Source organism: Alteromonas sp. ABM1_013 (genome assembly GCF_056160505.1).
In genome coordinates this window covers 789,646-809,511 of sequence record NZ_JBSWXH010000001.1, presented here as the reverse complement: position 1 = coordinate 809,511, position 19,866 = coordinate 789,646, and the positions used below count along the sequence as shown (strand labels likewise).

The window sequence follows — 19,866 nt, the reverse complement described above, 5'->3', positions numbered from 1 at the left end:
AAACAGCATAAAAAACCGCTTAAAATTGAATAAAACCCCACAATATGAAACTTAATGCATTATTACTTAATAAATTTGCAACATATTCATTGTATTTATATGAAGCTGGGGCTTTATGCGAAAGTAGCGTAGAAAGAGAAGAAGAATTGAAGGATTCAAGAAATGAAAAAGCCCACCTAAAAAGGTGGGCTTATCAATATGGCGCGTGTGGAAGGATTCGAACCTCCGACCGCCTGGTTCGTAGCCAGGTACTCTATCCAGCTGAGCTACACACGCGTTAACTTGTTTACTTTTGAATATTACCTCAAAAGGTGACGCTTTAAAATAAGTGGCGCGTGTGGAAGGATTCGAACCTCCGACCGCCTGGTTCGTAGCCAGGTACTCTATCCAGCTGAGCTACACACGCGCAAAACTTGTTGTTGACCGCCACTGCCAACGAATAATGGCGGAGAGGGAGGGATTCGAACCCTCGATACGCGTATATGCGTATGGTTCCTTAGCAGGGAACTGGTTTCAGCCACTCACCCACCTCTCCTTGACTGCGGGGTGCATTTTACGGATTCATTGGCCTGAGTCAAACCTTTTTTATAAAGAAATTGTTCGCTCGCTGCCATTTTAAACGATTCGAACAAAAAACCAGTAATTTGTTCGCAATACAAACAATTAAAACAGATTTCATTTGTCACTATTTACCAATTTGTATTTGAAACTACACGGTGCCTTTACCTTTATCACCACTTTTTCTCTGTTAATGTGCTCAAATTATCAAAAATAATGTCAGTAATTTTTAAATTTTCTCGCCTCAATTCAGCTGCACTGCTGTGTATTGCTCGCTTGAGTTCTACTTACGCGCTTTAAGGCCGCTGATAATAAGCTTTAGCAGGTTTTCTGTATCGCTTATAGTAAAGGGTATAGGTTAAAAAGCAGGCCATGCAAAGTGGACTGTACCAAGTTGCTACCTTTATGCCTAAAACGCTTACTTAATGATTTTATGTTTTTCAATCGCTTCAAAGTTTTTGTTAGCGGGGAGTGCTAGAAAAACAAAAAAGGCCAGCAATAGCTGACCTTTTCCTATGAAGCGTATTATGCAATTATTCTGCAGAGCCTGGCTGACCGCCTTTTTCTGCCTGAATGCGCATATATATTTCTTCACGGTGCACAGAAACTTCTTTTGGTGCGTTAACACCTATACGTACCTGATTCCCTTTTACGCCTAGTACGGTAACGGTTACATCGTCACCTACCATAAGCGTTTCACCAACTCGACGAGTCAAAATAAGCATTCGCTTGCTCCTGTTCCTTAATACTGAACATCATCCATTAATATTTGCCAACCCAACGGCACGACCCGATGGTAGCGACAGTGATTCCCTGTTTCTGTGTCACTTCAAAAACTCACTGTTATACACAAAAATAATTATAGCTTATCTTGTAACCAAGCGTTAACCGAATCTAGTGCCTGGTTCAAGTTTTCAGGCTGATCTCCACCTGCCTGTGCCATGTCAGGACGTCCGCCTCCTTTGCCACCTACTTGAGATGCAACAAAGTTAACCAGCTCGCCTGCCTTTACTTTACCGGTGAGGTTTTTAGTAACGCCAGCAATAAGATTCACTTTCGCATCGTTGGCCACACCTAGTACTACGATCCCTTCGCCAATTCGGTTTTTAATGTCATCCATCATTGAACGCAATGACTTCGCTTCAACACCTTCCAAATTCGCAACAAGAACTTTAACGCCATTTATCTCTACTGCATTACTAAGCATATCAGCACCTTGCTGACTCGCCAGTTTTTGTTTCGCAGAATTGAGCGCTTTTTCTAGTTCTTTAGTCTGATTTTGTAGAGAAACTACACGATCAAGTACATTTTGGCTGTCAGTTTTCAGTAAACCAGACAACGAAGCCAAGGTAGCCTGTTGTGCTTGCACAACTTCAAGGGCTTGCTCACCTGTAACCGCTTCGATACGTCGAACGCCCGATGCAATACCCGCCTCACTGGTAATTTTAAATAACCCAATGTCACCTGTGCGCGCAACGTGTGTACCGCCACATAGCTCTACTGAGAATGGGCCCATGGTTACAACGCGAACTTTTTCATCGTACTTTTCGCCAAATAGCGCCATAGCCCCTGATGCTTTCGCTTCTTCTAGGTCCATAAGCTCAGTGGCTAGGGTATGGTTTGCGCGTATCTCTTGGTTAACGCGCTTTTCAATCTCTGTAATTTGCTCAGCGGTAACTGCCTCAAAATGCGAAAAATCAAAACGCATACGAGACGCTTCAACCAATGAGCCTTTTTGCGTTACGTGCTCACCAAGAATTTCACGCAGCGCGGCGTGAAGTAAGTGGGTAGCACTGTGGTTCTTTTTGATGGCTTCACGATTTGCAGAATCAATTGCCGCCGTTGCCGTATCACCTTTAGACACCGAGCCTTTAGCTATACCTTTGTGCGCAAATGCATTACCCATTTTTTGGGTGTCAGTAACAATGAATTCACCGTTTGCCACGCGAAGCACACCTTTATCACCTGCTTGACCACCGCTTTCAGCGTAGAACGGTGTGCTATCTAATACCACAACGCCTTCCTGACCGTCTTCTAGCTTTTCTACGAATGCATTGTCGGCAATAAGCTCAACCACATTAGCCTGCCCCTCTACATCGGTATAACCTGTGAATGAGGTTGTGTGGTCAATGGCAAGCTTGCTGTTGTAGTCTGCACCAAAGTTACTTGCCTGCTGGGCACGGGCACGCTGTGCTTGCATTGCAGCCTCAAAACCTTCTTCGTCAATCTTAAGGTCATGCTCACGAGCCACATCGTTTGTTAAATCTGTAGGGAAACCGTAAGTGTCGTAAAGCTTAAACACTACATCACCTGGTACTGTATCGCCTTCTAGGGTTTCCAGAGTGTCGTTTAGAATAGCCATACCACGAGCTAGGGTTTTGCTAAATTGCTCTTCTTCAACGCGCAGTACTTTTTCAATAACAGGCAGCTGATCGACAAGTTCCGGATACGCCTCGCCCATTTCTTTAGCCAGTGATGCCACCAGCTTATAGAAAAAGATATCGTTTGCGCCTAGCTGGTAGCCATGTCGAACCGCACGACGAATAATACGGCGCAACACATAGCCTCGCCCTTCATTGGTAGGCATTACACCATCACAAATCAAGAAGCTGCACGAACGGATATGATCGGCAATAACACGCAAAGACTTATTTTCTAGGTCGTCAGTACCAACAATTGATGCCGCTGACTTGATCAAGTTTTGGAACAGGTCAATCTCGTAGTTACTGTGCACGTTTTGCAAAATAGCTGAAATACGCTCAAGGCCCATTCCCGTATCGATAGACGGTTTTGGCAGCGGCTCCATGGTACCGTCAGCTTGCTTATTAAACTGCATAAATACCAAGTTCCAAATCTCAATGAAACGGTCGCCGTCTTCTTCAGGCGTTCCCGGAGGGCCCCCCCAGATGTGTGCACCGTGGTCATAAAAGATCTCAGAACATGGACCACAAGGACCAGTATCACCCATTGACCAGAAGTTATCTGATGTGCTGATACGGATGATTTTTTCTTTAGGCACACCGATGTGGTTTTCCCAAATATCGAACGCTTCGTCGTCGTCAGAGTAAACGGTAACGAGTAACTTTTCTTTTGGTAAACCGACTTCTTTAGTTAGAAAGTTCCATGCAAATTCGATCGCTTCTTTTTTGAAATAATCGCCGAAACTAAAGTTACCCATCATTTCGAAAAAAGTATGGTGACGGGCGGTATAACCTACGTTTTCAAGGTCGTTGTGTTTACCACCGGCGCGCACACAGCGCTGCGAAGAGACTGCTCGAGTATAACTACGCTTTTCTGCACCTAAGAAGCAGTCTTTAAACTGGTTCATGCCCGCATTAGTAAAAAGAAGCGTGGGATCATCTGCCGGCACCAGTGACGAGCTTGCCACTGCCTGATGGCCATGGCTTTTAAAATAATCGATAAACTTGTTACGTAAGTCAGCAGTTGATAATGTCATTGAAAACCTAACTTCCTTTATTCTATTTTTGAAACGTGCGAATTGCCTGTTTGATAAGACTTATAATCGGGACATTTCGTCATTACTCAATGTGCCACACCTTATTACCATTCTTTGAATAGTAAAAATGCGCACAAATTTGCGCAACAATACCACGGAAAGCGCAATTTTGTTAAGTGGCAAGGGCACGAGATACCGCCAAATTTTACCTTAATTTAGTAAAAAATAGCGGATATTCGTTTGGGTGATTAGTATGAAGGTGCGGAGCGTGGCAAAACTGGCCGAAAAGAAACGTTTAGTTTAATTAGCATTAACCGCATAATCGATGTGTTCCTGGTAAAAACCACGGTATTGCAAAAATTGTTTCTGCTTTTGCCTTAAGGCGAATTCTGTTTCATAAAACTCGCCAAACTTTTTTTCTTTTACTTTTTTCGCACTTTCAAACCAGTCAGCATCAATCTCTGCCATTGCATGCTCAGCAGTACTCTCGTCTACACCATATTGCTGTAAGTCTAGTTTTATTGCACGAGGCCCCTTTCCTTTTAGATACAGTGCGCGCGCTCGGCTTTCAGCAAACCTAGCGTCACTTTGAATATCAGCGTCTTTAAATTCCTCCAGAATAGGCATGAAAGCCTCACTCGCTATTCCTTTTTGCTGTAGCTTACGCACTACCTCGTTAAAGCTATGCTCTCGTCGTGCCAGCATGCGAGTAATCGCGTCGGTAATGATTTTTCGATCGAACTCTGACATTTTTGTGAACTTACTCTTCTGTATTAAACGTAGAAACCGCGTTATTTTAGCGCTAAATACTCGTATATTGCGACTATCTAAGCGTTTTACGCACAAAACCTCTACATGATATTAACTGCATGACAGCACCTGACTATCGCATAACAATAATAGATTCTATCGAAAAGCTTTCGAAAGAGCGTTGGCAACAACTTGCAAAAAATGCGGGCCCTTTTCTTTCCTATGAGTTTTTGCATGCATTGGAAAGCAGCGGTTCGTGTAAAAATGAATCGGGTTGGCAACCTTGCCATATTGCTTTAAGTCATGATCACCAAGAAGAAGTCAGCATCATTATTCCTGGTTTTCTAAAAACGCATAGCTATGGCGAGTATGTATTTGACCATGCATGGGCCAACGCATATGCGCAGCACGGGCTCGACTATTATCCTAAATGGATATCAGCAATTCCTTTCACCCCGGTTACAGGCCCAAGGATACTTTGCGATGATAGCGCAACCCTAACGCACGCTCTTATGGAGAAACTGGAGCATGCTTTGACAGAGTATGTAGCATCAGTGTTTGGGGAAGAGCTTTCTTCTTTTCACTACCTGTTCCCCAATGAGAGAACATCGGCACAACTTTCAGTTAGCAGTGAAACGCAAGCTTCGGATTTAATCCATGCTGCAAGGCGATATTTAACCCGTTACGCCGTTCAGTTTCAGTGGCATAACTACGGGTATGGTGACTTCGACGATTTTCTTAACGCACTGACATCCCGCAAAAGGAAAGACATAAAGAAAAGTCGCCGTAAACTCAGTGACCGATGCGTTCGATTTACCCACCATACGGGAAGTGAAATTAGCCCAGAAACTCTGCAGTTTTTCACAAAGTGTTACAAAGCAACCTATTTAAAACGCAGCGGTCACGTGGGATATTTAAATGATGCGTTCTTTGAGCAACTTGTCGACACCATGAGTGACAACATGCTTATCGTGACTGCAATAGAAAATGAAGTTGCGGTAGCCAGCGCCCTATTTTTCTATGATGAAACAGGGCTGTATGGCAGATACTGGGGAGCACTTAAAGAAATAGACGGGTTACACTTTGCCTGCTGTTATTTTGAAGGCATCGAATTTGCGATTTCGAAAAAGCTAGAGTTATTCAACCCCGGAACCCAGGGTGAACATAAAATACTTCGAGGTTTCGAGCCTATTTATTGCCGTTCACACCACAAATTAAGACATGCATCGTTCCACAGTGCTGTAGCAGACTTTTTACAGCGCGAAACGCCGCATATCGCAAGCTATTTTAATCAGGCACGGAATGCTTTACCGTTTAACAAGGAATTTGTGCCTACTTTAAAAACAACGAGTGTCACTGCACCTAACGAAGACACTTATAATCACAACGAGAAAAATGATGAAACATAAACTTTTAGCCGTAGCGATTGCGGCATCTTTAGGCCTTGCAGGCTGCGGTCAGCCTGAGCAAGCAAAAGAACAAACTCAGGAAAGCACTGTTGAGGCGAAAGGTGAAGCAGAGCTAGGTTCTTTCGGCGTTGATTTAAGCGCGCGCAACGAAGCAGTAAAACCTGGTGACGACTTCTTTATGTACGCCAGCGGAACATGGTACGACAACTATGAACTTCCTGCAGATAAAACCCGCTATGGCGCGTTTACTGGTCTAGCGGAACGCAGTGAAGAGCAGGTTAAAAACATCATCGATGGGCTTATGGAGAAAACGTCTCTAAATGAAGAAGAGCAGCTTGTTCATGACTTCTTTGTTGCCTATATGGACACCGATACCATTAATGAAAAAGGTATTGAGCCAATTCAGGACGTACTAACTTCGATAGAAAGCATCGAAAATAGAACTGACCTAACCAAAGCGTTTGGTAATAGCTGGCTGGTGGGTTCAAGTACTCCTATTTATGGTGGCATGTGGTACAACCGCCTTGATCCGAACGAATACCAGCTAAGCGTTGGTGTAGGTGGTTTAGGCCTTCCTGATCGTGACTATTACTTAAGCGATAGCGAACGCTTTGTTAAGATCCGCGAAGCTTATGTAGCACATATTGAGGAAATGCTTAATTTTGCAGGCGAAGAAAACGCAGCAGAAAAAGCAGCGAACATTCTTGCTCTTGAAACACAAATTGCAGACATTCAGTGGCCTCGCGAAAAACGCCGTGACCGCGACCTAACGCTTAACCAAATTGAGCGTAGTAAATTGTCTGACGCATACCCAGGTTTTGATTGGGACACGTATTTTGCTCAAACCGGCTACAAAGTGCCTGAGCTGAATATTTCACAGCCAGAGCCTGTAAAAGACGTTATTAAAATTATTAACGAAGCTGACTTAGCCGATTGGAAATCCTATTTGAAGTATCACACTATTTCAAATAACGCTGGCTTCCTTTCTGAAGATATCTACCTAGCTAATTTTGACTTTTTCGGTCGCACGCTAAGCGGCCAGCAAGAGCCACGCCCTCGCTGGAAGCGCGCAGTTAGCCAAATGTCTGGCACTGAATCTCTAGGTTTTGCTATTGGTAAGATTTACGTTAATGAATACTTCCCAGAGAGCTCAAAAGAGCAAATGGCGGAATTGGTTGAGAACTTGCGTACCGCGCTAGGTGAGCGTATTGAAAACCTAGACTGGATGAGCGAAGAAACCAAGGTTAACGCCAAAGAAAAGCTAATGGCGTTTAACCCTAAAATTGGCTACCCAGACGAGTGGCAGTCTTTCGACGGCGTAACCATTAGCAACAAAGACTTAGTGGGCAACGTGCGCAACCTGCGTACTTTCTTCCAAGACCAGTCGGTAGAGCGCGAGCTAGAAAAAACTGACCGCAACCGCTGGGGTATGACACCGCAGCGCGTTAACGCCTACTACAATAGTTCGTTCAATGAAATTGTATTCCCAGCGGCTATTTTACAACCGCCATTCTTCGACCCTAATGCCGATGCTGCTGTAAACTACGGTGCTATTGGTGCGGTAATTGGTCATGAGATGGGCCACGGTTTTGACGACCAAGGTTCAAAATCTGATGCAAACGGTATTCAGCGCAACTGGTGGACAGATGCCGACCGTGCAGCATTTGAAGAAAAAGCAGACATGCTAGCCGAGCAATACAGCCAATACGAGCCTATCGAGGGTAACTTCGTAAACGGTCGCAACAGCTTGGGTGAGAACATTGGCGATGTAGGCGGTCTAGCTATGGCCTACCACGCCTATAAGCTTAGCCTTAACGGCAAAGAGGCGCCGGTCATTGACGGCCTAACAGGCGACCAGCGTTTCTTCCTAGCTTGGGCACAAGTGTGGAAAGAAAAGCGCACCGAAGAAAGCATGCTTAACCAACTACGTGCAGGTACACACGCACCAGGCCGTTATCGTGCTCAAGCGCCAAGAAACCACGATGCATGGTATGAGGCGTTTGATGTGAAGCCAGGCGATGCACTTTATCTTGCGCCAGAAGAGCGTGTAAGAATTTGGTAATTCGTTGAGTTAATCACTTAGTGAGCTCATGCTAGATTCTCGCGCCGGATAGCGGCTTGTGTCTGGCGCCAATTACGCTAAAGTTCATTGAAAAAGTGTAGATAATTTAAAAGGGCGGTTCTATTTATCTCGAACCGCCCTTTTTTAGATTTTCTACTCAGTATTCGCTCAGTGGTTTTTCTAAAGTAACAGCAAGTGCTTATTTATCTTGCGGTTACTTTTTATCTTCTCTATACGTGTTTATTTTCCGTATTGAGCCACTAAATCGCGAACGTACTGCTTACAGCGCACCACAGCTTCCGAAAAATCCCCGTTCCCTACGCTTCCCATAGAATAGCGCAGCCAATACCCATCAATGAGTGCGGCGGTGGACGCAGCAGCATTTTTAACCTGTTCCGGTTGAAGTAACATGCGGTAGCTAAACGCTAAGTTACGTTCTAAGCGTTTATGGTTAATAGTTTGCAAACGGTGCAGGCCTTCATTGTGTAGCGATAGCGCCCAAAAGTTAAACCAAGTATTGGTGGCTGAACTTGCCCCTTGCGTTTGCGAAAAGTTGTTCTCAATGATGAAGTCAATACGCTCTAGCGGATCATTAATGCGCTGCGAGATTTTAAGCGCATCAAGAAGGTGACGCATGGTTGCTTCAATTAACCCTTGCTTATCACCGAAATAGTGACTGATTATCCCTGAAGAAAGCCCAGCTCTTTTACTAATTAAGCTAATCGTTGTTCCGTGATAGCCCACTTCTGCCATCACTTCTAGCGTTGCTTCAATTAATTGCTTCTTACGAACTGGCTCCATTCCCACCTTGGGCATGCTACAACTCCAAACCTTAAATCTAAAAATAACCTGCAACAGCGCTATGCTGTCGCAGGTATGATATCACGATTAAAAGGTTAAGCGTGCGTTGACTGCAACAGCGCGAGGTGCGCCAATCCAAAATGCACCTGGGGCGATAGTAGACGCATAGTCTTCATCAAAAAGATTGTTTACTGTTAAACGCACTTCCAACTCTTCAACACCTGGGCCAATGTTTTCGATAAAACCGCCAATATAGAAGTCGCTAACTATGTAGTCATCAACTTGTGCGGCATTATCAATATCCAAGTAGCGACTATCAACGTACTTTGTAGACAAACCAGCAAAGTAGTTATCGCGTGCCCAATCAAGGCTCACTACAGCCATAGTATCAGGTGTACCGATAACCGTATTACCTTCAATAGCTACCAGTGACACTTCTGGGTTTTCAGGGTCAGCAATGGCTGCCAGCGCATCGTCAAGCGTATCGTACTCCGTGCCTGAACTTCCTACCGTAGCAACGTATTCAGAATCGCTTAGAGTGATGGAGGTAAACAATGAGAACTCATCGGTTAGCATAACGTCTGCTGAAATTTCAAAACCGCTAGACTCTATACCACCCACGTTTTTGTAACCACCAGCGGCCGCTTCAAGAAAGTCTATTCCCTCTGAAGTTTCGTTACTGGTAAATTGGATACGGTCGTTAAACTCAATATTGTAGTAGGTCACACTGGCATTGAAGCCTGGTGATGCATAGCGGAAACCCACGTCGATGTTGTCAGCGGTTTCTGGCTTTATAAAACGGAGGTCGGTATCGTTGCGCTCTAGCTGCGCGTCTTTAATTGCCGCAAAGTTTTCACCGTAACCAGCAAAGACTTCTAATCCTTCAAATGGCAATGGTGCGACAATACCGGCTGAAAACAGCGTATCTGAATCAGTATTCACCGATAAATTGTTAGCTGAATCAAAGTTGTCCGTTTTTTCAATATCGACGTTAAATTTCTTCGCACCCGCGCGGATGCGCGCAAAACCTAAATCTAGCTCGTCTTCCACATAGTACATCAGAGTATCAACCGGGAATGTTCTGTCGTACTGCACCCAATAAGGTACGTTGTCATAATCTACACTGATAGATGAGTTGGTAATTTTGTGCCAGTCACGTGATTCATCACGATCGTAATCTTCCCACCAAATACCAAATCGAACCGTATTATCAAAATCACCAATCTTTGTGTACCAAACGGCATCAGCGTTAAGACCTATACGCTGTTTGTTATAGTGGGTATGACGATAAGAGCCCACTGGGATAGCCCCTTGCTCGTGACAGCCAGGATCGTACTGTGCACCTGCACCGCCATAAGGGAAAGTTAGTGAACTTTGACAACCTTCAATAGGGCTTAACTGATTGCCTTGTCTATCCACAAAGTAAATTTGTCCGAGTTCTTGCCCGCCAAATACCGTGTTGCCAACAACAAGTTCTGAATGGCCTTCTGCGCCGTCATCAGTAACATCAACGATATATGGAGGCACCCACTCACCACGCCCTTCATTGTCGTGATAATACACGTTGGTCATAAAGTCGACCTGACCAATCGTAAACTCTGCCTGTAAATAGGCGAATAAATTTTCGCGTAGCGTAGACCAACCGCGGCGATATGCCTGATCCTGATACGGCACGCCTGTCCACTCGTCAGTTAACTGATCCCAATCTGGGTTTTGTTCATATTGCGCTAATCCATAGATGCGCTGATAGTTGTCTTCGTGAGTATCATCGTAAGACAGGTAACCTGTAAGAGACACGTCATTGACGGTAGAGATAAACTTCATCGCTAAATGGTCACGGGTATTTTCCGCCGCCTGCTGCATAAAGTCAGAGCTTTCTTGACTTGAAAGGCTTATCCAAGCGTAAGTGTCTTTGAATATTTCACCCGTTTCATAACGAACATAGTATTTAGATGCATCAAATTCACCAGCGGTTACGCTAGTGACCAAGCCTTGCTCCATCGACGGGTCTATGGTGGTGAAGTTTAGTGTGCCGCCTAATGCTTCATGAGAACGAGAAGCGATGTCTGCAGTACCCTGTGACACTTCTACACCATTTACGTTTTCAGTATCGATATAGCGATTTGCTTTAGCGCCACCGCCGTAATTTGAGTTACCGTTGGCAATGCCATCTACCGTCATACCTATTTGCTGTTCGTTTAGGTTTACCTGAAACCCACGAATGACGATAGAGGTTGACCAATCATCAGCCCCAAAGGTATCGCCTTCGTTAATGAGTACGCCGGGTAAATTGTCCACCGCGGCTAAAACACTGCTAAGATTTGCCTGCTGTTTAAACATATCGTCGCTGGTTGCGTTATTTGCGTAAGAAACGCTACGTCCGACAACCGTAATTTCTTCTATACGCTCTTCCTCTGCACGTTCCGCCTCTTCCGCCAAAACTTGTGACGATGCAGCCATAGATGAAAGGGCAGCAAGTATTGCTATAGATAATTTATTGTGTGATTTCATGTGTTTCCCAAAGTAGTTGTGTATTGTTTGCACACTACTTTAGGTGGATATTGTTACACTTAGGTTAAGTTTAATTGAACAATCAATTAATTAAATTACTAAATTCTTCCTGGAAGGCTGTGCTCAATTCGACTTGGAAGTTGTAAACTTTCCTCAATAAATCGCCGTGCTACAGGAAAAATTAAGCTGCGGGTATAAAAAAGCCCTCCAGAGGAGGGCTAAAAAAGGGAAAGGTTTTGTTTACATCAAACTCTTATTACGATTGCGTTGCGGCTTGAAAACTCGTGTTGCTTTCAGTCCCGGCTACTTGCTTTTTTGCATAAAGCAAAGCGTCGTGAAGAGTCTCGAAGTTAGGTATACCTGGATGGGCTTCATTTACGCCCTCAAGCACTTTGTTAACTTCAGCATTAGCACCGCAAATTACAAGCTGTCGTCCAGCTGCAAGTGCGTCTGATGTTACCGTATCAACTGCCATTGCTGCCGATACATCCATAAGTGGAACACGCGAGAAGTCTAGTATGGTGACTTTAGAACCCGGCTTCACGCGCTCACGAACGTGGTGACCTAAATCGGCGGCAGCGCCAAAGCTTAGTGGTCCACCAAAGCTAAAGATTGAAACTTTGTCTTTAAGTGACTCTAAAAGCTCATTCTCTTTAGGGTCGTTTAGCGACTCAGGGATCTTTTTAAGTTCTTCAATTTGAAGCTGCGCAATTTGCTTAACGTATGCAAGTGCAGCAAATACAACGCCCACGCCAACCGCTGTAATCAAGTCTACAAATACCGTTAGTGCAAGCACCATAATCATTAGGCCGAAGTCCCAGCGCGGTCCTTTGTGTGCACGTTTCAGGTAGCTCCAGTCGATGATATCTAAACCAACTTTAACCAGAATACCAGCAAGTACTGCGTGAGGAATTTGCGCTGCTAACGGGCTAAGTCCTAATACGATTGCAAGCAAAACAAGCGCGTGGACCATACCTGAAATGTTGTATTTACCACCGCTGCGGATATTAACAACCGTACGCATGGTCGCGCCCGCGCCCGCGATACCGCCAATAAGACCAGCAAAGGTGTTACCAATACCTTGACCGATTAACTCTTTATTACTGTCGTGACGAGTACGTGTCATGTTATCAGCAACAAGTGACGTTAATAGACTATCGATAGCGCCCAGTACAGCAAGAATGAACGCTGCTTCAAGAATTAGCAGTGCCTTACTTTGGTCAAAAACTGGTAGGTGAAGACTTGGTAAACCTGTAGGAATATCGCCAAGAATTGGTACTGAAAGCGCCAAACTTACTAGCGTGCCTATGATTAACGCAGCAAGTGCACCTGGCACATACTTGCCTAATTGAGGTGGCCATTTGTAGGCAATGACTAATGTACCTAAACCTAATGCAAGGGTAGCAAAGTCAATGTCAGCAAGGGCTGTAGGTAGGTAAGACAGTGCGCCAATCGTCCCACCTGGAGGCTCATGACCCAACAGTCTGCCCAATTGGAGGATGATGATTATAGCACCAATGCCCGACATAAAGCCTGAGATTACCGGATAGGGAACCAAGCGGATATATTGACCTACGCCAAGCACACCAAAAACAATTTGGAATATACCCGCCAATATCACCGCTGTGAATATAAGACTGGCATCGCCAGAAAGGCTTGCAAATAGGCCTGCAAGTACCACCACCATTGGCCCTGTAGGACCTGAAATTTGCGCAGGCGTTCCACCAAACAGTGCAGCAAAAAAGCCAACGGCGATAGCACCGTAAAGACCAGCCATTGGGCCAAGACCTGACGCTACACCCAGCGCAAGCGCCAGTGGCAAAGCAACGATACCGGCTGTTAAACCGCCGGTAAAATCGCCTCGTAAATTAGAGAGATTAATTTTAACCATAGTGTTTGACCTTATTCACCACGCGAAAGCTGTGCTTCAGCAGCGCTCTGGTCCATGGCTTCAAACTCACCGCTTTCAGCGTTGTAGCAAAGCACATCACCTTCGCCGATGTTGTAAACCCATCCGTGTAGCTTAACCTGGCCTGTAGCGATTTTCGCAGCAACAGACGGGTGAGTACGAAGATGCTGAATTTGTTGAACAACATTTTCTTTTGTTACCGCTTCTAAATCTTCTAGCGACAAATCTGAATGACCGCAGCGTTCTTTAACTACGTCAGTTGCCACACGACAATGGCCTAGCCACTCTTTAACGTGTGGCAACGAACTCAAACCTTCTGGGTTAATCGCACCTTTCATCGCACCACAGTCGGTGTGACCACAAATAACAATGTGAGAAACGCCCAGTGCAGCAACTGCAAATTCGATAGATGCTGTCATGCCACCGGTTTGATTACTGTGAGGAGGAACGATATTGCCTGCGTTACGGCAAATGAAAAGTTCGCCTGGGTCAGTTTGTGTTACGAGGTTAGGGTCGATACGTGAGTCTGAACACGTAATGAAAAGCACTTCTGGGTTTTGGCCGTTTGCTAACTTTTGAAACGTAGCCTTTTTGTTCGGATAAACTTCTTTCTGAAATTTAGCCACACCAGAGATAACGTGATCCATATATAACTCCCAATTTTTTTAATAATTGTAATGATTATGTAATTACGCCAGTTTCACCTGATAGATTAATAGTTTAATATACTAACTCGCGATAGCTAAATACTATCACAACCAAAACATCATCAATTATAAGTCTAGTAAGAGAAGGCTATTTTCACCATGCAATTTAACGGAAAGACCCCGTCAATAAACCAAATCCGCTATTTTGTAGCTGTGGCTAAGTACTTGAGCTTCAGACAGGCTGCGGGAATACTAGGAATTAGTCAGCCTACTCTGACCAGTCAAATTAGTGCACTGGAAAACCTTTTAGGCTTAACTTTATTTGAGCGCTCACGCACCGGCACGCTTTTATCACCACAAGGTAAAGCGCTGCTAGATGCGGCTGAAGAAGTATTACAGGCCTCTCAGAGGTTCGGCGAAATTGCTCGTGACTTGTCTCAGGGGGAAACGGTGACATTCCGATTGGGTATTCCCCCAACACTTGGCCCTTATTTGCTCCCTTTCGTTTTGCCCGATTTACACAAACGTAAACCTGGCTTGCGTTTTTACGTACGTGAAGGCGCGCCTAATGCCCTACAGCATGGTCTTTTGCGGGGCGAGTATGACTTAATTTTATCGCCACTTTCGGGCGAGAACTCACAGTTGATAACCCAGCCACTTTTCAAAGAGCCGTTGAAATTTGTCACACCATCCGATCATAAATTAGCGGGTGAGGCCTATGTTAAACCAGAAGAATTAAGTGGTGAAAAAGTACTAACGCTAGAAGACCGTCATCATTTTCACCATCAAGTACAGCGTATTTGCGATGAAATTGGTGCCGATTTACAGCGTGATTACGAAGGAACCAGCCTAGATACTTTGCGCCAAATGGTAGTAATGGGGATGGGTGTGGCTTTTTTGCCTGGTCTTTACATACATTCAGAGCTACACAAACCTGAAGCACTGCATGTGTGTGAAATCGCAGATATGCCCATAGAGCGTCAGCACTCTTTGGCATGGAGAAACACGGCGCCAGGCAGGAAAACCTTTAGAGAGATCTCTATTATCATAAAGGAGATCATCGAATCTCGTCTTTCTGACGCAGTCACTATTGTTAGCTCCGCGTCTAGTTCACCTCAGAAACGTTAATCTAAATATAGCCACTATGATTGATAGACACCATTTAAAAATAGTACGAGCGATTGACGCTGAAGGTACCATGACGGAAGCAGCAAAATCGCTTTTTCTTACCCAATCAGCGTTAAGTCACGCGATGAAGAAATTAGAAGCGCATTTTGACGTGCCGCTTTGGAAAAAAGAAGGCAGAAGGCTAACGCTCACCCAAGCCGGTCAAAGTGTTTTAGGTCTTGCCCACAGGGTCTTACCACAGTTTGAACACACCGAAGCCCAGCTTCAAAAGTTTGCCGACGGAAAACAAGGCATATTGCGTATTGGGATGGAATGCTACCCATGCTTCGAATGGCTGTTAAAAGTTGTCGCGCCGTTTTTAAAGGCCTTCCCCGATGTTGATGTTGATGTACGCCGTGCATTTTCGTTTGGCGGATTACAAGCACTACACGGGTACGATATAGACATTTTACTTACGCCAGACCCACTGCATCTAGACACTATTACCTACACCCCCGTATTTGAATACGAGCAAGTACTGGTTATGGATAAACATCATAACTTAGCAGAAAAGTCATTTGTAACGCCAAAAGACTTAAGTAATGAAACCCTTATAACTTATCCGGTTGAGCATAGTCGCCTAGACATATTCACGCACTTTCTTACTCCCGCCAACTGCACGGCAAAACAGCACAAAACCATTGAAACTACTGAAATTATTTTGCAAATGGTTGCTGCGGGACGTGGTGTTACTGCTTTGCCTAAGTGGCTTGTTGAAGAAGCAAAGGAAAGTGAACTGCTATGCACGAAATCTATGGGTGAAGCGGGTGTGACTAAAACCCTTTATCTGGGCCATCGCACCGCTACTGACGTGTTGGGATTTGTAGATGACTTTATCGCAATGTCCCAAACACTTTCGCTAGGTAATAAGTAGGTTATTTCGCGCTTCGTGTTTTATTAAAGATAAATTAGGTAACTAAAATGCTACGCAATAATGATATAGAAGGTCAAGTTGCGTAGCTATTAGGTCTTCAACGTCTAGCTGTAAAAGCAAAGATAAGCGGTAGGCGTAGACACTTTTACGTCAAAAGATGCATCGGCAGGCACATTGAAACTGGTACCCGTTGCGAAAGATTGCCAATCGTCACTTCTCGGTAACTTAACCACTAGCTCACCTTCTACCACTTTCATTAACTCTTTATGAGAGGTAGAGAAAGAATATTCACCTGGTGACATTACCCCTGACGTACAAGGGCCGTTTGCAGATTCAAACCCAATTGAGCTCACTTTGTTGTCGAAATAATGGTTTACTTTAAAGCTCATAGTTACTCCTTTGATGTGAGGGCTGTTGCTGTTGCTCTTTGCTTTAACTATTCGTAAGGCAAATCACCACAGCCCTGGTACTTATTTAGCGCTTTTTCCAAATAAGCATATGGTTGTTGGCGGGCATATCGATAATATCTTGCAAGCTTAACTCGCCTGCCCAAGCAGTAAGCTCGTTGATATCGCGGTAACCACCACAGCCACGCGCTAAGAGCGAAGCGTGGAAGGCTTGGTTACTTTCAGAGGTAAATTTACCGCTGTGTGTAAAAGGGCCATACTGACAAAATATGCCCCCTTTAGGTAAGTGCAACGCTACTGATTCCATGAGTAGCTTTGCCTCTTCTTTCTGCATGATGTGTGCGGTGTTTGCCGTAAAAATGCCGTCTACGTCGAGGTTGGGAAATACATCTTGCCCCACAGTGAATGCAATGGGAGGTTTCACATTACCCACACTTGCATCACTCAGCCAAGCGGCAATACCCTCGTGGTAGTGTGGTTGATCGCTTGTGTGCCAAATAAGATGGGGCAAGTGTTCAGCCAAAAATACGGCGTGTTGCCCCGTACCGCTTCCTATCTCTAAAACTTGTCGGCAGTTAGCAAATGTACGTTCAAGCACGCTCAAAATAGCGCGCTTGTTGTTTTCACAGGCCTGACTAAAAGGCTTTTCGATTTGCATATACCTTCCCTGCCTTATTAGTATTAATCACTTAGGTTAGGCCCTAACCACTTTTCAGCTTCTTCTAGCGTCCAGCCTTTACGTGTGGCGTAATCTTCTACCTGGTCGGCTTGAATTTTAGCAACAGCAAAATATTTCGAATCAGGGTGAGCAAAATACCATCCGGATACCGAAGCTCCCGGCCACATAGCATAGCTTTCGGTTAGCTTCATACCTGTGTGCTGCTCTGCTGATAGCAGATCCCAAATGAGCTGCTTTTCAGTGTGTTCTGGACACGCTGCATAACCGGGTGCAGGTCGAATGCCCCGATACTTTTCTCGTATCAGTTCTTCGTTACTTAATGATTCGTCAGCGGCGTAGCCCCAGTAGTGCTTACGTACTTGTTCGTGTAGATATTCTGCAAACGCTTCGGCTAATCTGTCTGCCACGGCTTTGACCATAATACCGTTGTAGTCGTCGCCAGCCTGAATATAACTATCTGCTAACTCGTCTTCACCTATACCACCGGTGACCGCAAAAGCACCTACATAGTCGTTTATGCCGCTGGATTTCTCGGCAACAAAGTCTGCCAGGCAATAGTTGGCGAATTTGTCTTTTAGCGTTTGCTGACGCAGATGATGGGCAACGCCTTGAACCTCACTTCTAGATTCATCGGTATAAATCTCAACATCGTCATCAACGCGGTTAGCAGGAAACAAACCGATAACGCCTTTCGCCTGAAGACTGTTCTCTTCGATAACTTTATCTAACATGGCGTTGGCGTCGTTAAACAGTGACTGTGCCTGCTCTCCTACTACTTCATCCTCGAGTATACGCGGGTATTTTCCTGCTAAAGACCAAGTTAAGAAAAATGGCGTCCAATCAATGTAGTTGCGTAGCGTAGCTAAATCGGCGGTTACCGGTGTTACACCTAAGTTCGCAGGTTTTACAGGCAAAGTCGTATAATCTGGCTTAAAAGCGTTTTCTCTGGCCTGAGTTAACGTCACCGGCTTGCTGCGCGGCTTTTTACGGGCGTGCTGTTCACGTACCGTATCGTATTCTTTTGCCAGTTCTTCTGCATAAATATCGCGAGACGCTTTGTTTAGAAGACGCTGACATACGCCTACTGCTCTACTTGCATTTGGAACATAAGCCACAGGCGCATGGTAATTTTGTTCAATTTTTACTGCGGTATGCGCTTTAGACGTCGTCGCCCCACCAATAAGTAAAGGAATATCAAAGCCTTGACGTTCCATTTCTTTGGCTACGTGAACCATCTCATCAAGTGATGGCGTAATAAGGCCTGACAAACCAATCATATCAACGTTTTCATCTTTAGCGGTTTGTAAAATTGTTGCCGCTGGAACCATCACGCCAAGATCAATCACTTCAAAGTTATTACACTGAAGTACCACGCCTACGATATTTTTACCGATATCGTGAACATCACCTTTTACCGTAGCGAGAAGAATTTTACCGTTGCTTTTAGCATCGTCTGACTTTTCTTCTTCAATGTATGGCTGTAAATGGGCTACCGCCTTTTTCATTACACGAGCCGACTTTACTACCTGCGGAAGGAACATCTTACCTTCACCGAATAAATCCCCAACTACGTTCATGCCATCCATTAATGGCCCTTCGATAACGTGTAAAGGACGCTCAGCTTGCTGACGCGCTTCTTCAGTGTCTTCAATAATATAATCGGTGATGCCCTTAACAAGCGCATGCTCTAAGCGCTTATTCACTTCTTGCTCGCGCCAGCTTAAATCTTCTTTCGCGGCAGCCTTACCATCACCTTGATAATTAGGGGCTATATCAAGCAGACGTTCGGTGGCATCGCTTCTGCGGTTTAAAATAACGTCTTCCACTGCATCGCGAAGCTCTGCTGGTATTTCGTCATATACCTCTAGCTGACCTGCATTCACAATAGCCATATCCATACCGGCGCGAATAGCGTGGTACAGAAACACCGAGTGCATAGCCTCGCGCACTGGGTTGTTGCCCCTGAAAGAGAAAGAGATGTTAGAAAGGCCACCAGAAATATGGGAATACGGACAGGTTTTACGTATCTCACGGGTAGCTTCGATAAAATCAACCGCGTAATTATCGTGTTCTTCAATCCCCGTCGCTACGGCAAAAATATTGGGGTCGAAGATAATATCTTCAGGCGAAAAACCAACTTCTTCAGTCAAAAGCTTGTAGCTACGCTGACAAATTTCAACCTTGCGGGCTTGTGTGTCGGCCTGGCCAGTTTCGTCAAAGGCCATCACTACGGTTGCAGCACCATAGCGCTTTATTAGCTTAGCTTGATTTAAGAAGAGTTCTTCACCTTCTTTTAAGCTAATCGAGTTAACTATCGCTTTACCTTGTACACACTTAAGCCCGGCTTCGATAATTTCCCATTTAGACGAGTCGATCATAATGGGAACTCGGCTAATATCTGGCTCAGAGGCAATCAGATTTAGAAAAGTGATCATGGCCTGCTTTGAATCAAGCATGGCCTCATCCATATTGATATCAATGATTTGGGCACCGTTTTCTACCTGCTGTCTTGCGACATCAAGCGCGGTTTCATAATCACCTTCAAGAATCAGACGTTTAAAGCGAGCAGAGCCTGTAACGTTGGTGCGCTCACCGATATTAATAAATGTAGAAAATTCTGCGCTCATAATGCCCT

General features: G+C 44.8%; 14 protein-coding genes and 3 tRNA genes. 4 read left to right on the top strand and 13 right to left on the bottom strand.

The window, feature by feature from the left end:
• Positions 1-199 precede the first annotated feature (199 nt).
• From ACXAGK_RS03415 to ACXAGK_RS03390, 6 genes are all read right to left on the bottom strand, one after another.
• A tRNA-Arg gene (locus ACXAGK_RS03415) sits at positions 200-276 on the bottom strand.
• A 53-nt stretch (positions 277-329) separates the two neighbouring features.
• Positions 330-406 (bottom strand) — tRNA-Arg (locus ACXAGK_RS03410).
• Positions 407-443: 37 nt separating this feature from the next.
• Positions 444-535 (bottom strand) — tRNA-Ser (locus ACXAGK_RS03405).
• Between the two features lie 556 nt (positions 536-1,091).
• Positions 1,092-1,283: a carbon storage regulator CsrA gene (csrA, locus tag ACXAGK_RS03400; protein WP_012517705.1), complete on the bottom strand. Its 192-nt coding sequence runs from the start codon at positions 1,281-1,283 to the stop codon at positions 1,092-1,094.
• Positions 1,284-1,417: 134 nt separating this feature from the next.
• On the bottom strand, positions 1,418-4,015 hold the full coding sequence (alaS, locus tag ACXAGK_RS03395; RefSeq protein WP_474854103.1) for an alanine--tRNA ligase: 2,598 nt from the start codon (positions 4,013-4,015) through the stop codon (positions 1,418-1,420).
• Between the two features lie 300 nt (positions 4,016-4,315).
• Positions 4,316-4,765 (bottom strand): regulatory protein RecX, encoded by a 450-nt coding sequence (locus ACXAGK_RS03390; RefSeq protein WP_474854101.1) that lies wholly within the window; start codon positions 4,763-4,765, stop codon positions 4,316-4,318.
• A 119-nt stretch (positions 4,766-4,884) separates the two neighbouring features.
• Here ACXAGK_RS03390 and ACXAGK_RS03385 point away from each other — a divergent pair, with 119 nt between their 5' ends.
• The gene (locus ACXAGK_RS03385) at positions 4,885-6,174 is read left to right on the top strand and encodes a GNAT family N-acetyltransferase (RefSeq protein ID WP_474854099.1); all 1,290 of its coding nucleotides are present in this window, start codon (positions 4,885-4,887) and stop codon (positions 6,172-6,174) included.
• Positions 6,164-8,236 carry a M13 family metallopeptidase gene (locus ACXAGK_RS03380; protein WP_474854478.1) on the top strand — a complete coding sequence of 691 codons (2,073 nt, stop codon included), beginning with the start codon at positions 6,164-6,166 and terminating at the stop codon, positions 8,234-8,236. The genes ACXAGK_RS03385 and ACXAGK_RS03380 overlap by 11 nt, the downstream gene beginning before the upstream one ends.
• 240 nt (positions 8,237-8,476) lie before the next feature.
• Here ACXAGK_RS03380 and betI read toward each other — a convergent pair whose 3' ends face one another.
• The 4 genes from betI to ACXAGK_RS03360 all read right to left on the bottom strand — a co-directional run bounded on the left by betI (position 8,477) and on the right by ACXAGK_RS03360 (position 14,104).
• On the bottom strand, positions 8,477-9,052 hold the full coding sequence (gene betI, locus ACXAGK_RS03375) for a transcriptional regulator BetI (protein ID WP_474808155.1): 576 nt from the start codon (positions 9,050-9,052) through the stop codon (positions 8,477-8,479).
• 72 nt (positions 9,053-9,124) lie between these two features.
• Positions 9,125-11,548: a TonB-dependent receptor domain-containing protein gene (locus ACXAGK_RS03370; RefSeq protein WP_474854098.1), complete on the bottom strand. Its 2,424-nt coding sequence runs from the start codon at positions 11,546-11,548 to the stop codon at positions 9,125-9,127.
• Positions 11,549-11,804: 256 nt separating this feature from the next.
• Complete coding sequence (locus tag ACXAGK_RS03365) at positions 11,805-13,439, bottom strand: SulP family inorganic anion transporter (RefSeq protein WP_474808159.1); 1,635 nt, start codon at positions 13,437-13,439, stop codon at positions 11,805-11,807.
• An 11-nt stretch (positions 13,440-13,450) separates the two neighbouring features.
• Positions 13,451-14,104, bottom strand: a complete 654-nt coding sequence (locus tag ACXAGK_RS03360; protein ID WP_474808160.1) for a carbonic anhydrase — start codon at positions 14,102-14,104, stop codon at positions 13,451-13,453.
• Between the two features lie 159 nt (positions 14,105-14,263).
• On the opposite strand from ACXAGK_RS03360, the gene ACXAGK_RS03355 reads away from it, so the two are divergent.
• Together ACXAGK_RS03355 and ACXAGK_RS03350 are read left to right on the top strand one after the other, a co-directional pair.
• A complete protein-coding gene (locus tag ACXAGK_RS03355; protein ID WP_474808162.1) occupies positions 14,264-15,232 on the top strand; it encodes a hydrogen peroxide-inducible genes activator in 969 nt (322 codons plus the stop codon).
• Between the two features lie 16 nt (positions 15,233-15,248).
• The gene (locus ACXAGK_RS03350) at positions 15,249-16,145 is read left to right on the top strand and encodes a LysR family transcriptional regulator (protein WP_474854095.1); all 897 of its coding nucleotides are present in this window, start codon (positions 15,249-15,251) and stop codon (positions 16,143-16,145) included.
• Between the two features lie 104 nt (positions 16,146-16,249).
• Here ACXAGK_RS03350 and ppnP read toward each other — a convergent pair whose 3' ends face one another.
• The 3 genes from ppnP to metH all read right to left on the bottom strand — a co-directional run bounded on the left by ppnP (position 16,250) and on the right by metH (position 19,858).
• Positions 16,250-16,534, bottom strand: coding sequence for a pyrimidine/purine nucleoside phosphorylase (ppnP, locus tag ACXAGK_RS03345; protein WP_474854094.1), 285 nt, complete (start codon positions 16,532-16,534; stop codon positions 16,250-16,252).
• A gap of 85 nt (positions 16,535-16,619) precedes the next feature.
• On the bottom strand, positions 16,620-17,210 hold the full coding sequence (locus ACXAGK_RS03340) for a DUF938 domain-containing protein (RefSeq protein ID WP_474854092.1): 591 nt from the start codon (positions 17,208-17,210) through the stop codon (positions 16,620-16,622).
• A 23-nt stretch (positions 17,211-17,233) separates the two neighbouring features.
• Positions 17,234-19,858 (bottom strand): methionine synthase, encoded by a 2,625-nt coding sequence (metH, locus tag ACXAGK_RS03335; protein ID WP_474854090.1) that lies wholly within the window; start codon positions 19,856-19,858, stop codon positions 17,234-17,236.
• Positions 19,859-19,866 lie beyond the last annotated feature (8 nt).